Raw genomic sequence first — 14,706 nt, forward strand, 5'->3', positions numbered from 1 at the left:
AAATATGTCGAGGCGGCAAAAATTTTGCCGCCTACTTTAATTCCGTATATAAATATTCAACCGAATGAAATGCGTATATCTTCTTCATCAGTGTCCCATTTTCAAAAACAAGTAAACAAGGTACACTTTCAATCCCATACTCTTTCGCTAAATACGGAGCATAATTTAAATCTAACATCCCAATTTTGAGGCCTTCAATTGTCATCTCAACGACTGTTAACATCTTTTTTGCTAATTGGCATGTTCCACACATTGGAGTATATACATATAATACTGTTTTTTCTTCGTTCTCTATTAGGGCTGTAGCTTCGGCTCCTGTCCAATCAATCACTTCTATCATTCCTTACCGTAAATATTCTGTATAAACGTCAATGTCGGCTCCCCATAATACATTTGCTAAGTGTGTAGATGGCGCAGTTGCCACTTCTCGGTACGAGCGATCAATATAGATATGCTCGGCTTGCGGAAATTCTTTTCGAAATTGTTTCCTTAACTTTTCTCCAGCATCATCAGCATCCACTAGCACATACACTTCCTTATCAAAAAACTGATCAACGAGCTCATCCATTTTCGACAAACCAATTGTACCATTTGTACAAACAATTTCCACCGGTTCACGAATAATAGATTCAATCTTTCTTCTATCTGATGTACCTTCTACAATAATGACTTTTTCTACATAAATCATATGTCATCACCCGATCACCATATACTATATAACATTGAACTTAGTATATAGTATATTCGTTATTTTCATGTTGTTTCCTGTTTATTTTTGCAAAAGAAAAGCGGAAGCGGCTTGCTCAGAACAAGAGGACATTGGAACTCCTAAACTAGAGGCGCCTTTTGCCTCAAGTGAAGGAGTGAAATGACCGACTGTTCTAGCCGCTGGAGCTGGATCACAAAGAAAAGCGGAAGCGGATCATTCAGATTGTGAGGGGGATGGAGCTTCTGACGTAAAGGCGCTTTTGGCCTTGCAGGAAGAAGCGAAGCCACCGAACAATCTAGCCGCTAGAGCTGGATCATAAAGAAAAGCAGAACCGACTGTTTAGCCCTGTTGGCTAAGGTTCTTTCGTACAGAAGACGCTTTTTGTCTTCTTCGTACGGAAGGTTCTTAGACATGAAGGGCTAGGAGGTGGAGCTGGACAATGAAAAGCACAAGCGGCTCTTTCAGAACAGGAGGGCACCCGAACTCCTGAACTAGAGGCGCCTTTTGCCTCAAGTGAAGGAGTGAAATGACCGACTGTTCTAGCCGCTGGAGCTGGACAATGAAAAGCGCAAGCGGCTCGTTTAGATTGTGAAGACTTATGAAACCTTACCACAAAACAGTTTTTCTCATAATAGCTTATTTATTTACATATAACTTGAATTTCATTATTTCACACAAAATAAAAAAGGACAGCACAAAGGCTGTCCTTTAGTCGACTATAATTAGTCTTGGTTTGTCATTTCTGCATATTTTTCTGCAGTTAATAACTTCTCAACTTGGCTTGCATCAGAAAGTTCAACTTTAACCATCCATGCACCCTCGTATGGAGATTCGTTAACAAGTTCTGGTTGGTCACTTAATTCTTCGTTTACTGCTACAACTTTACCGCTTACAGGTGCGTATAACTCAGAAACTGTTTTAACAGATTCTACGCTTCCGAATGGCTCGTCAGCTTCGATTGTTGCACCTACTTCAGGAAGTTCAACGAATACGATATCGCCTAGCTCACCTTGTGCAAAGTGAGTGATACCGATAACAACTTCATTACCTTCAGTTTTTACCCATTCGTGTTCTTCAGAGTAACGTAAATTATTTGGAATGCTCATGACTGTACCTCCAGTGAATGTATTAATTATGTAAAAATACCTTATTGGTACTTTTTCCACACACTTTCAAACTGCTCTTCGTTAAAACCAAGTGTTACATTCGTTCCATCTGTTACAATTGGACGTTTAATCAACATGCCATCCGATGCTAAAAGCTCATACATTTCGTCTTCGCTTGCATCTTTCAACTTATCTTTTAGACCAAGTTCACGGTAACGCATTCCACTTGTATTAAAGAATTTTTTTAATGGTAATTCACTTTTTTCATGTAAATTACGTAAATCTTCTTTTGATGGTGGATTTTCAACAATATGAATCATCTCATATGCTACATCGTTTGCCTCAAACCATTTCTTTGCCTTTTGACATGTGCCACACTTTGGATATGAATAAAATGTTACTGTCATAAATTCACCTACTTTTTTACTAACCTTTACCTTTATCATATAGAAAACGTTTTATTATTTCAAACCATTATTCGCTAAACTTTTACTTATTTCGTGATAATTTTTAATAATCCTGCGAATTTTTCTTATTTTTCCGCCATTTGTTAAGAAAAAAATAAATATATAAATTTTTTAGATTCTGCACCAAACATATATCTTAAACAAGCGTTTGATTAATTCTCCATTTTTCTTTCTTAACCTTTGAACTACAGGAGTTTCTTCCTACCGAACATACAGCTTAAACAAACGTTTGATTAATTCTCCATTTCTCTTTGTTAACCCTTGAGTTACATCGGTTTCTTCCTACCGAACATACAGCTTAAACAAACGTTTATTTTAAAAAATAAGAAGCCTCTTTTACAGGCTCCTTCATCATCTATTCAAATAATCTGCAATTGTTTGAAATACTACGATATACATATTATGAATACTTTCTTCTGTGTTTCCACCATTTGATAAACCAATTGCCCATTGTTGCCCTTCACCACTTCCGATATTCGCAAAACCTTGCGTATACATCGCATTTACATCTTTTCGTGCACTGTTATACTCTATCCCTTTTGTAATAAAAATTGAATATGATTTATCTTGTAAACCGATAAAAAACACTGGTTTCTTTAGCGATGAAAATACATTTTTATACTGCTCTGTTGAGGCTTCTTGAAAGTGATCTTTCATTATTAGAAAACCATCCACTTCCTTAGATTTCTTTTCCAGTGCCTCTAACTTCATTTCCTCAAACTTTACATTCCTAAACGTATCTTTCGGCTTTTCTCCAACAACTCCAATTACGAGTGCTCTTCCGTTATATTCTAATTTCTCTCCTTCTTTATCCTTTGCACACCCAGCACCGACTAGGCATATCAATATAAAAAATAAGAAATACGATAAACGCTTCATTTAGCACCCTTCCCTTCTTTTTAGTCAAGTGACAAAAACGTAAGGTTAATTCAAGAAAATGTAAGTAAAATCGATAGCCCAATTCACGTTTCTATATTATAATCAATTGAATTTACTTACATTACTAAACATAGGAGATCAACATGAAGAAATTTAAACTTTCATCTTTTCTTCCGTTAAGTTATATACTTCTACTCGTACTCGTAAGTCCCCTTTACGACGTATTAAATAAATCGACTGTTCACGCAGTAGACGTTACAACTGTAGTAGATGATTGGATTCCATTTGTAAAAGCATTTATTATTCCTTATTTACTTTGGTTTCCATACTTATACGGCGCACTTATTTATTACTGCTTTGCAGACCGAAAGCAATATTATGTCACTTTAAGTAGTATTATTTTTGGAAAGCTTGCTTGTTTTTCTATTTATTATTTTTGGCAAACAACTGTACCGCGTCCGACTGTCGTTGGGACAGATGTATTTTCTGAACTAGTTCGCTATATTTATAGTATCGATCAACCTGTAAACTGTTTCCCTAGCATTCACGTTCTTACTACATTTGTAATTATGTTAGCTGCCTTTAAGCGTAGAGAACAGCATGCTTGTGAATATTACATCCTTACTTTCTTCGGTACACTTATTATTTTATCAACGCTATTTACGAAGCAGCATGCCTTTGTAGATGCCGTTTCTGGAATGACGCTTGCAAGTATACTTTACTTCGGCGTTCAGCTCTTATTGGCCAAAGAACCGATAAGAGTTCCAGTAAAACAAAATCATAGAATGTAGCATGACAAAAAAGCAGACTGTGGCTTCTCAGTCTGCTTTTATCTATTAGTAAGGAGATTTTCAACTTAAGATTGCGGTACAGTCATATCACCAGAGTGAATACGACCTGCTTTTTTAAGAGCAATGTAAAGTATATAAGAAACAGCTACTGGAATGACGATATAAGTAATTACCATCGCCGGGAGAACTTCCCACCCTTGGCTGGAAATTAAATTAATTGGTGCGATAAGAGAACTTAATCCAAGACCTGCAATTTCCTTTCCTGCTTCCAGTTGGAAAATTAATGCTGATACTGGACCGACTATAGCACTGGCGACGACAGTTGGAACGAGAATCATTGGGTTTTTAGTGATATTTGGCAACTGTACTTTCGGAGTACAAAGTGCTTGAGCTAATATGCCACCTAAATTGTTTTCTTTCGCTGAGATGACAGAGAATCCGATAAACTGAGCGACGCATCCGGCAAGAGCAGCACCACCTGCAACACCGTCTAAGCTAAGTGCAATTGCTAACGCAGCTGATGAAGCTGGAGAGATAAGTAATAGTCCCCAAACTACTGCAATGACGATAGAAGCAATAAACGGACTACCAGCTGAGCTATCTTTAATAAACGCTCCAACTGCATTTAAAACAGGAGTAATATTATGAGATAACCAAATACCAACTAAACCAGAACCTAATATTGCTGCAAATGGAACGAGCATCATATCTAACGCAGTTTTTCCGCTTAAACGTTTACCAATATATACAGCTAAAGTTGCTGTTAATAATGCACCGATTGGCTCACCTGTTTTAATAATTAGACCAGCTTCAGTAATTGAAATGGATCCGGCACCAATTGCTCCGGCTACCATCGCCGAGAAGATTACAAGACCGTTTGCACCGAGCATAAAAGCAATGCCGGCACCAATCGCCGGTGCCATAAGGGATTTTGCAACAACTCCGATTGTAATAAGTAATGGTATATCAACAATTCTTCCTATATTTTCGATCAGTAAACCAATTCCGAGGGATACGAAAATACCTTGTGCGATTCCAGCAGATGCTTTAAATACACGAGACATTATATATTCCTTCATTCGTTTCACCTTCTTCTATAAGTTAGTAACCAATTGTTTTCATATAATCACGTAAAATATCGTTTGATTTTGCGAATCGAGATTCTTCATCCTCTGTTAAATTGAGTTCTACAACTTCTCTTATACCGTCTCTAGTAATAATAGCAGGTACTCCTGTACAAATATCATATTCACCGTACTCACCATCTAAAATGGCTGATACAGCAATAACACGGTGATCATCATTAAAGATTGAACTCGCAATATATGCTAGAGAATTTCCAATTCCGTAATAAGTAGTACCTTTTCGTTTATAAATTTCCCAGCCAGCTTTTGCAGTCTTCTCAACAATTTCATCTAAATCTATTTCACCAAATCGTTCTTTTTGTTCTTCTAAAATTTGCAGAACTGGCTTTCCACCAACAGTTACATGAGACCAAGCAACCATTTGAGAATCACCATGTTCTCCTAATGAATACCCATGGATACTACGAGGGTCTACATGTAGCATTTCAGATAAAATTGTTCTTAAGCGAGAAGAATCTAATGATGTACCAGTACCGATTACGCGATTTCTAGGTAATCCAGATAATTTCCACACTTCATATGTAATAATATCAACTGGGTTCGATGCAAGTAAGAAAATACCATCAAATCCACTTTCCATTACGCCGCCAACAACACTTTCCATAATCTTCGCACTCGCTCCTAAAGTATCTAAGCGACTTTGTCCAGGTTTTGGTGCTGGCCCTGCTGTAATAATAACAATGTCCATATCTTTGCAGTCTTCATAGCTTCCTGCATATACTTTTGTTCTTGTATTTGTAAAGTTAATGCAATGTGATAAATCCATCGCTTCCCCAACTGCACGTTCATGATTTATATCAATTAATAATAGCTCTTCGCAAATTCCTTGATTTACAATGGAATACGCACAACTTGATCCAACTAATCCAGTACCGATAATTGCAATTTTTCTTGTATGTCTTTTCATAGCAATCTCTCCTAATTGATCATATAATCTATTTCTTTTGCTCTTTACACTCCTAATTATAGAGGTTCCCACGATAGAAACCATGGATACTTTGTGAAATATTGAACAAATCATTTGTCCTTTTTGTGAATTGTTATATTCCATTTTCGTCATATTTGTTACAACTGGAAAAATATTTATTTTATATTTATTGACATGCTCAAAACAAAAAACGAGCGACTTCATTCGCCCGTTTTTTGTCATCCCGTTATTCCGCACTTAATTGACTTTTTAATTGCTGCACAATCATTGGATTAGCAGGTGCTGCCGGTTTGTAATAACTCTTTTGCTTTGCGTACTCATACATATTACGTTGGCGCATCTCATCTTGATTACGAATTTGAATTAACGTTTGATGTAACTGTTCATTATCAGACTGAGCAATATAATTTGCATAGCTTGTTAAACTTGCATTCAATCCTGCTAAATAATCATTTACCATATCTTTTTCATTCATCTTTCTCTTCCTCCTATCCTAGGAAAGTCATTAATTGCTGTTTCGTATTTCGTGCATCTTGCGCATCTTTTTGTAGCATTTGTTTCAGTTGTGGATCTGTACACGTCTGTGCATACTGCTCCAACTTGTTAATAATTGTTGCGTGTCCACCAATTAAATGACGTAAGTTTTCTACTTCAAGCTCTGTTAAATTTTGCATGGAATACTCCTACCTTTCTTTATTCGTTCACTGTTAGTATTTAGCTATTTTTTGATTGTATACATGAATTAACTTTTTCACGTGCATACAAAATATATGGAATTTTACATATTATGAAAACTTTATATTTTATAGTTTTAGGAATAGAATTGCTATGCAATAATTATTATATGAAATTTCAAAAAATACTCCCTATCCACTATAACCCTCGCATCATATAAAACTTATTAGTTAAAGGAGCAATGAACATGAAAACACATGACTTCCTTACAGAAATCCAGAAGGGCTCTGAGCCTAGTCCATATCAAGATCCTATTGCTTTTATTTTCGTTTGCCTTTCCGTAGCTATATACACATTTTTCAAACCTGCTAAATAATATCATGTAATGAGAAAAAGCCTACCGCTCTTTTCGAATCATATGCACTAAAAAACCTTAGAATCACTTCTAAGGTTTTTGTTTGCCTCGCTTCTTATTCACGTAACCCTTTAATAAACGTTTCCAATAATACATGTAAACTTGTATCCAGATCTAACGGCAAACCAAATCCGCCTTGCTGTTCAATCGAAGCAAATCCATGACAAATACTTCTGAATCCGCGTGTCGCATGAAGTGCATTCTCTCCTTCTAAGCCATACTGTTGTAATACTTGAAGACAAAGCTTTACAATTCCGTCACCTGCTTTTCTTACTTCTTCATCTCGTAAAAAAGTTGCTTCATATAGTCCAGGATGTTTTCGGACAAATGCTACATACGCTTCTCCTAATGCATGAATTGCTTCATCCATACGTTTATCCTCGGCCGCTTCTTCCAGTTTGTTATGCAGCTGTTTGATTCCGTAAATACCAAGATTTTTCCGTACATCTTGTAACCCTTTTACATGATTATATAGTGAGGGCGAACGTATCCCTAACCTTTGCGCTAATGAAGCTAATGTCACTTCTTGTATTCCATTTGCATCTGCAATTTCTGCAGCTGTTTCTACAATTTTCTGTAATGTAAGTCCGATTCTCGGTGACATAAATTAACCCTCTTTCTTACTTTCTATATTCCGTTTCGCTTCCTTAATAGCAAGCTCTATGGCAGTGCCTGGATTCTTTATCATTTTCCCATGTCCTGCCGCAAGCAAGGAAGGCTCATATTCGCTTAACTTCTCTGCACTTTGTACTGATATTTCTTTACTCCACGTTGCCATCGCAGGAAACGGAAACCAAAATTTCATTTGTCCCGAAACAGCCATACCTCCTCTTGTTTGAAATGCATCCCCAACAATAAGAGCTTTATTTCGTACATCAAGAAACGACATGGATCCTGGCGTATGTCCCGGTGTCATAATCGCAAGAAGCGATCCAACTCGGTCGCCATCTTCTAATAAAACATCAGGTACCGTTTTTACCTTTTTAGGTACACCGCCTTTTATCGGTATATTTGGTTCATCCTTTTGTAACGTCGTATCTCCTTCTAACAGCTTTGCGTCCCGCTTAGAAATATAGACTGGAACATGAGGGAGTACTTCCTTTAATGCGTCTAATGCACCTATGTGATCATCATGCGCATGTGTTAATACAATCTTAGTAATTCGTTTTCCTATTTTCTCAGCCGCCTGTAAAATACTTTTTGCGCTATATGGCAAAGCCGCATCAATTAAAGTTAAACCATCTTCTTCCTCCACAAAGTAACAATTCACAGGAAACACTCTTGGCAAAAATGACAATTGATATACCGTTTGTTCATGTATCATTCTCATATTTCCATCTCCCTTTTCACGAAAACTAATACTATTAGTTTTATTATACTAATGTCATTAGTTTTATGTCACTAAAAATTTCATTTTTTCCAAAAAAAAAGAAAAGCAGCCGTTTATACGACTACTTTTCTGTACAGCTATTAAACTGTGTAACGCTCATCTTCTAAAATTTTCGCAGCGATTTCACGTTTCTTCGGAATTACGTTAAGTGGTGTGTGGCGAGTTAATTTACGTAATGATGATAACATCATGCGCAGCATGTCGCCGTTTTCAACTGCGATAAGTGTTTCTTTCGCATCTGCTTCAATTTCGTTGAATGCTTCTTGGCAGAATACTTCAGTGTATAACACTTTTTGTTTATTCTTTTCAAGACCAGTTGTTTTGATCGCTTTTTCTGTACGAAGAACAGCTGATTCCATTGCGTATAGGTTGCTTACGATGTCAGCGATATTCACAAGAATTTCTTGCTCTTTATCTAATGCTTTACCATATTTTTGAGCTGCTAATCCAGCTACCATTAAGCCGATTTTCTTCGCGTTACTTACTAAATATTTTTGAAGTGCTAATGGCTCATCACCCACTTCTTCTGGCATCATCATCATTAACTCTTCTTGTAATTTTTGTGCTTTTTGAAGAAGTGGTAATTCACCTTTCATCGCTTTACGTAAGAACGTACCTGGTACGATTAGGCGGTTAATTTCGTTCGTTCCTTCAAAAATACGGTTAATACGAGAATCACGGTACATTCTTTCAATCTCGTATTCTGCCATAAATCCGTAACCACCGTGAATTTGAACACCTTCATCTACTGTATAGTCTAATACTTCAGAACCGAATACTTTGTTTAAAGAGCACTCGATTGCATATTCAGCGATAGAAGCTGCTACTGCTTTACCGTCTTTTACTTCTTCTTCAGATAATGTGCTCATGCGGCTTTCGAATAAACCTACTGTACGATATACAGAGCTTTCAGCTGCATATGTTTTTGCTGCCATATTCGCAAGTTTCTCTTGAATTAATGGGAAGCGAGCGATTGGTTGTTTGAACTGTTGACGTTGGTTTGCATATTGTGCTGAAATTTCTACTGCACGTTTCGCAGATCCAACTGTACCAACACCTAATTTATAACGACCGATATTTAAAATGTTGAATGCGATAATATGACCTTTACCGATTTCACCAAGTAAGTTTTCTTTCGGTACTAACGCATCTTCTAAAATTAACGTACGAGTTGAAGAACATTTAATACCCATTTTCTTTTCTTCTGGGCTTGTAGATACGCCAGCGTAGTCTTTCTCTACAATAAATGCTGAGAAGTGCTCGCCATCTATTTTTGCATATACAACGAATACGTCAGCGAATGCAGAGTTTGTAATCCATTGTTTTTCACCGTTTAATACGTAATGTGTACCTTCTGCATTTAAACGTGCAGTTGTTTTTGCGCCTAATGCGTCAGATCCTGAACCTGGCTCTGTTAATGCGTATGCAGCTAATTTTTCACCAGTTGCAAGTAATGGTAAATACTTTTTCTTTTGCTCTTCGTTACCGAATAATACGATTGGTAAAGATCCGATACCTACGTGAGCACCGTGAGTAATTGCAAAACCACCAGCGCGAGAGAATTTCTCTGCGATTAACGCTGAGCTTACTTTATCAAGACCAATTCCGCCGTACTCTTCTGGTACGTCAGCGCCTAATAAACCAAGTTCTCCAGCTTCTTTTAAAAGACGAACTGAACGATCAAACTCATGTTGCTCTAAATATTCAAGCTCTGGAAGAACTTCATTTACGATAAAGTCCTCTGTCGTTTTAGCAATCATTTTATGCTCAGATGAAAAATCTTCTGGCGTAAACACTTGATCAATCGTAATCTCATCTACTAAAAAGCTACCGCCTTTAACCGCATTTCCTACTGTTTTTTCCATGAAAATTTCCTCCTTCATATTTTCATGAGCCGCTTCTCTCTTTTTGAAAGAAGCTGGCTCTCCCTTTTGTTTTTATAAACCTTTGTTGCTTCCATTCTTTTTTTATAATCCAGTTTCAGTGGCTAGAACAGTCGGTCGTTTCACCCCTTCCTTTGAGGCAAAAAGCGCCTCTTCGTCAGGGCTTCCAACGCCCTCCTGTTCTGAGCAAGCCACTTCCACTTTTTTTATAGTCCAGTTCCAGCGGCTAGAATGTTCGGTGGCTTCGCTTCTTCCTACGAGGCAAAGAGCGCCTCTACGTCTGAAGCTCCATCCCCCTCACATTCTGAACAAGCCGATTCCACTTTTTTTATAGTAATTCAAATACTCCCGCTGCTCCCATTCCGCCGCCGATACACATTGTTACGATACCGAATTGTTCGTTGCGGCGTTTCATTTCGTGAATAAGAGATAGTGTTAGTTTTGCTCCTGTACAGCCAAGTGGATGTCCAAGTGCGATTGCACCACCGTTTACGTTTACTTTTTCTTCATCTAAACCAAGTTCACGAATAACTTGGATTGATTGTGAAGCGAATGCTTCATTTAGTTCGAATAGGCCGATATCAGATAGCTCTAAACCAGCTAGTTTTAACGCTTTCGGAATTGCAGCGATTGGACCGATTCCCATTACTTCTGGTGGTACGCCAGCTACTGCAAATGAACGGAATTTCGCGAGTGGCTTCATGCCATCGCTCACTGCTTTTTCGCGATCCATTAATAGTACAGATGCTGCACCATCACTCATTTGTGAAGAGTTACCAGCTGTTACAGAACCGCGAACGTTAAATGCTGGACGTAATTTCCCTAAAATGTCTAGCGTTGTCTCTGCTCTTACACCTTCGTCTTGTGCGAAAGTGATTGTTTCTTCTTGCAGTTTATTGTTTGATCCAACCGAGCGTAACGTCACATCTACAGATACTGTTTCATCAGCAAAGTTTCCTGCAGCTAATGCTTTCGCAGCGCGTTGATGACTTCTTACTGCAAATGCATCTTGCTCTTCACGAGAAATTCCATATTTCACAGCAACTTGCTCTGCTGTATGTCCCATACCCATATAATATTCTGGAGCCGCTTCTACAAGGCGACTATTCGGACGAACAACGTGTCCCATCATTGGAACTAAACTCATTGATTCTGCTCCGCCTGATAATACAGCTTCAGAGTGACCAAGCATAATACGCTCAGCTCCGTAAGCGATACTTTGTAAACCTGAAGAACAGTAACGGTTAATCGTAATAGCTGGAACATCGTAAGAAAGTCCTGCTAATCCGCCGATATTACGAGCCATATTTAAACCTTGCTCTGCTTCTGGCATCGCACAACCGAAAATTAAATCATCGATTGGTCCTTCATAATTTGCACGCTTTAACGTTTCCTTTACTACTAACGCCCCTAGATCGTCAGGACGAACTGTTTTTAACGAACCCCTCTTTGCTTTTCCAATTGGTGTTCTTGCTCCCGCAACAATGACAGCTTCTCTCATGAACGATATCTCCCCTCGTTATTAGTTACGTAATGGCTTTCCTTTTACAAGCATGTGCTGCATTCTTGCTTGTGATTTCATCTCACTTACTAAGCTAATAAATGCTTCACGTTCTACATCTAATAAATATTGCTCATCAACTTCTGTTCCGTACGGCACTTTTCCGCCCGCAATGACATATGCAAGTTTCTTAGCAATGTGAAGATCGTACTCTGAAATGTAACCAGATAAATGCATTGCTTCCGCACCAAGTGCAAGAGTTGCATATCCTGTTTCCCCAACAACTGGTATCTTTTTACGGATCGGCGCTTTATAACCAGCTTCATATAAAGCAAGTGCTTTCTGTTTCGCATCGTATAGTAAGTGATCACCATTCACACTAATACCATCTTTATCACCTAAGAAGTTATGAGAAACTGCTTCTTGTCCTGAAGTTGAAACTTTCGCCATTGCGACTGTTTCGAACACTTTATTTGCAACTTTTTGCAGATCAAACTCTACACCGTTTGCCATTTTGTTTAAGTGTTTAATGTATAGCTCTTTATTACCGCCTCCGCCAGGGATTAAGCCAACACCAACTTCTACTAAGCCCATATACGTTTCACTAGAAGCTTGAATGCTCGCTGCTGGTAAGCAAACTTCTGTACCTCCGCCAAGCGTCATACCATATGGTGCTGCTACAACTGGCTTAGAAGAGTACTTAATTTTCGTCATTGCATCTTGGAAGTTTTTCACAACCCACTCAATTTCAAAGTAGTTGTCGTCTTGTGCTTCCATTAAGATCATTGCTAGGTTCGCACCAACGCAGAAGTTCTTCGATTGGTTACCGATAACAAGACCTTTATAATTCTTTTCTACTTCATCAACAGCGTAGTTAATCATTTGCGTAATATCCATACCGATTGCATTGCTCTTCGAATGGAACTCTAAGCAAAGGATACCGTCGCCTAAATCAATTAAGCTCGCTCCGCTATTTTTCTTTAATACACCATTTTTCGCTTTTAATTGCTTAAGAGAAATTGCTTTTTTATTACGCTCGATTAGCTTATATTCGCCATTATCGTAATAGTAGCTATCGCCGTTATCATGTTTATAGAAAGTAGTGAAACCTTTCTCTAACATTTCTTTCACCCAAGTAGGAACAACTACGCCGTTTTCTTCCATCTTTTGAACAGATTTTTCAACGCCGATTGCATCCCACACTTCAAACGGTCCTTGCTCCCAGCCGAAGCCCCACTTCATCGCTTGGTCAATTGCAACGATATCGTCAGCAATTTCTTTATGAAGTTTTGCAGAGTATAAAAGAGTTGGTGTAATGATGTTCCATAACAACTCTCCTGCGCGGTCTTTTGCGTATACAAGCGCTTTCAATTTATTCGCTAATCCTTTTTCTTGTTTACTTAACTCTACGGATGCAGCTTTTAATTTTTTACGCGCTTCATATTCCATCGTTTCAGGATTTAATTCTAAAATTTCTTTTCCTTGTTTTAAGAAGAAGCCTTGACCTGTTTTGCTTCCAAGCCATTTTTTATCAAGCATGTCATGCATGAAAGCTGGTACTTTAAATACATCACGCTCTTCTTCTTGCACATTTTCATATACGTTATTTGCAACGTGTACGAATGTATCTAAACCGACAACATCTAATGTGCGGAACGTTGCGCTCTTCGGACGACCAATAAGTGGGCCTGTTACAGAATCAACTTCCCCAATGCTATAGCCGCGTTTTACCATCTCTTGAAGAGTAACAAGTAAACCGTACGTACCGATGCGGTTTCCAATAAAGTTTGGTGTATCTTTTGCGATAACAACGCCTTTTCCAAGAACGTCTTCGCCAAATAGTTTCATGAAGCTTAATACTTGTGGATCTGTTTCTTTCGTCGGTATTACCTCTAGAAGTTTTAAATATCGTGGTGGGTTAAAAAAGTGTGTGCCTAAGAAGTGTTTCTGGAAGTCGTCTGAACGACCTTCTGCCATTTTTTCAACTGAAATGCCTGACGTATTCGAGCTTACAATTGAGCCCGGTTTACGAACAGCGTCTACTTTTTCAAATAATTTCTTTTTAATATCTAAGTTTTCAACTACTACTTCAATAATCCAATCTACATCAGCTAGACGCTCAAGATCATCTTCTAAGTTACCTGCTTCAATCAGTGCTAGATTTCCTTTCACTGTCAGAGGAGCTGGTTTTTGCTTTAATAGTTTTTGCACAGCCGTATTACTAAAACGATTTCTCACACTTTTATGTTCTAATGTAAGTCCCTTCGCTTCTTCTTCTTTCGTAAGCGCAGGTGGTACAATATCAAGCAATAATGTCGGAATACCAATATTAGCTAAGTGTGCCGCAATTCCCGAACCCATTACGCCTGAACCTAGAACAGCAGCCTTTTTAATTTGGAACATCCAATTCTCCCCCTATTCTTGAATGAATGCTCATTCAATTTTTCGACATAAGTCGCAATCAATGAGTGAGCCTCTACTAATAAATATATGATACTGTTTAAATTTTCGCAATATATTTATTGATAAAATTTTCTGAAATAAATATTTTTCTTTCATTTGGCCATGCTATATATGTATTTTCTTCACTAAAATACACTTTCCCTTTTTATAATCTGACGAAACTGGAGGAATATATATGGCAAAACTTAAGAAGAACCCTTCAAAGGCTGGAATTAGTGCAGCTAGTGTAACTGGAAACGCAGGTCCGCATAACCACGGCGTGGAAAAAGGACGTCAAGGTAATAACCAACAATATAAAAAGCATAATATGGGCGAAAAATAACGCTATATTTTTGGGCAGAGAACGTGGCATAA

General features: G+C 38.0%; 16 protein-coding genes. 2 read left to right on the plus strand and 14 right to left on the minus strand.

Annotated elements, in window-relative coordinates; genetic code table 11:
- Positions 1-31 precede the first annotated feature (31 nt).
- The 5 genes from MHB52_RS25795 to MHB52_RS25815 form a co-directional block, all read right to left on the minus strand.
- On the minus strand, positions 32-340 hold the full coding sequence (locus MHB52_RS25795; RefSeq protein WP_002062684.1) for a thioredoxin family protein: 309 nt from the start codon (positions 338-340) through the stop codon (positions 32-34).
- 3 nt (positions 341-343) lie between these two features.
- On the minus strand, positions 344-688 hold the full coding sequence (locus tag MHB52_RS25800) for a toprim domain-containing protein (RefSeq protein ID WP_000640870.1): 345 nt from the start codon (positions 686-688) through the stop codon (positions 344-346).
- A 743-nt stretch (positions 689-1,431) separates the two neighbouring features.
- A complete protein-coding gene (gene gcvH, locus MHB52_RS25805; protein WP_000026896.1) occupies positions 1,432-1,815 on the minus strand; it encodes a glycine cleavage system protein GcvH in 384 nt (127 codons plus the stop codon).
- 41 nt (positions 1,816-1,856) lie between these two features.
- On the minus strand, positions 1,857-2,222 hold the full coding sequence (locus tag MHB52_RS25810; RefSeq protein WP_000218968.1) for an arsenate reductase family protein: 366 nt from the start codon (positions 2,220-2,222) through the stop codon (positions 1,857-1,859).
- A gap of 411 nt (positions 2,223-2,633) precedes the next feature.
- Positions 2,634-3,161 carry a hypothetical protein gene (locus MHB52_RS25815; RefSeq protein ID WP_000826876.1) on the minus strand — a complete coding sequence of 176 codons (528 nt, stop codon included), beginning with the start codon at positions 3,159-3,161 and terminating at the stop codon, positions 2,634-2,636.
- A gap of 143 nt (positions 3,162-3,304) precedes the next feature.
- Between MHB52_RS25815 and MHB52_RS25820 the strand changes: the two genes are divergently transcribed.
- Entirely contained in the window at positions 3,305-3,952 is a 648-nt protein-coding gene (locus MHB52_RS25820; protein ID WP_000713761.1) for a phosphatase PAP2 family protein, read from the plus strand.
- Positions 3,953-4,017: 65 nt separating this feature from the next.
- Here the strand turns inward: MHB52_RS25820 and MHB52_RS25825 are convergent, their stop codons facing one another.
- The 9 genes from MHB52_RS25825 to MHB52_RS25865 all read right to left on the minus strand — a co-directional run bounded on the left by MHB52_RS25825 (position 4,018) and on the right by MHB52_RS25865 (position 14,292).
- On the minus strand, positions 4,018-5,031 hold the full coding sequence (locus MHB52_RS25825; protein ID WP_000666172.1) for a PTS transporter subunit IIC: 1,014 nt from the start codon (positions 5,029-5,031) through the stop codon (positions 4,018-4,020).
- 22 nt (positions 5,032-5,053) lie between these two features.
- On the minus strand, positions 5,054-6,004 hold the full coding sequence (locus MHB52_RS25830) for an L-lactate dehydrogenase (RefSeq protein WP_000820652.1): 951 nt from the start codon (positions 6,002-6,004) through the stop codon (positions 5,054-5,056).
- Positions 6,005-6,251: 247 nt separating this feature from the next.
- Positions 6,252-6,500 (minus strand): spore coat protein, encoded by a 249-nt coding sequence (locus tag MHB52_RS25835; RefSeq protein ID WP_001002987.1) that lies wholly within the window; start codon positions 6,498-6,500, stop codon positions 6,252-6,254.
- 13 nt (positions 6,501-6,513) lie between these two features.
- On the minus strand, positions 6,514-6,699 hold the full coding sequence (locus MHB52_RS25840) for a hypothetical protein (RefSeq protein ID WP_001180555.1): 186 nt from the start codon (positions 6,697-6,699) through the stop codon (positions 6,514-6,516).
- Positions 6,700-7,170: 471 nt separating this feature from the next.
- Positions 7,171-7,719: a TetR/AcrR family transcriptional regulator gene (locus MHB52_RS25845; protein WP_000074923.1), complete on the minus strand. Its 549-nt coding sequence runs from the start codon at positions 7,717-7,719 to the stop codon at positions 7,171-7,173.
- 3 nt (positions 7,720-7,722) lie between these two features.
- A complete protein-coding gene (locus MHB52_RS25850; RefSeq protein ID WP_001242350.1) occupies positions 7,723-8,445 on the minus strand; it encodes an MBL fold metallo-hydrolase in 723 nt (240 codons plus the stop codon).
- A 140-nt stretch (positions 8,446-8,585) separates the two neighbouring features.
- A complete protein-coding gene (locus MHB52_RS25855; RefSeq protein ID WP_000416290.1) occupies positions 8,586-10,370 on the minus strand; it encodes an acyl-CoA dehydrogenase family protein in 1,785 nt (594 codons plus the stop codon).
- A 346-nt stretch (positions 10,371-10,716) separates the two neighbouring features.
- On the minus strand, positions 10,717-11,889 hold the full coding sequence (locus tag MHB52_RS25860; protein ID WP_001206333.1) for an acetyl-CoA C-acetyltransferase: 1,173 nt from the start codon (positions 11,887-11,889) through the stop codon (positions 10,717-10,719).
- Between the two features lie 21 nt (positions 11,890-11,910).
- Positions 11,911-14,292, minus strand: coding sequence for a 3-hydroxyacyl-CoA dehydrogenase/enoyl-CoA hydratase family protein (locus MHB52_RS25865; RefSeq protein WP_000486375.1), 2,382 nt, complete (start codon positions 14,290-14,292; stop codon positions 11,911-11,913).
- A 235-nt stretch (positions 14,293-14,527) separates the two neighbouring features.
- On the opposite strand from MHB52_RS25865, the gene MHB52_RS25870 reads away from it, so the two are divergent.
- Positions 14,528-14,674 (plus strand): YuzL family protein, encoded by a 147-nt coding sequence (locus MHB52_RS25870; protein WP_001096344.1) that lies wholly within the window; start codon positions 14,528-14,530, stop codon positions 14,672-14,674.
- Positions 14,675-14,706 lie beyond the last annotated feature (32 nt).

The organism is Bacillus sp. FSL K6-0073 (assembly GCF_038006085.1).
Taxonomy (GTDB): Bacteria; Bacillota; Bacilli; order Bacillales; family Bacillaceae_G; genus Bacillus_A; species Bacillus_A cereus.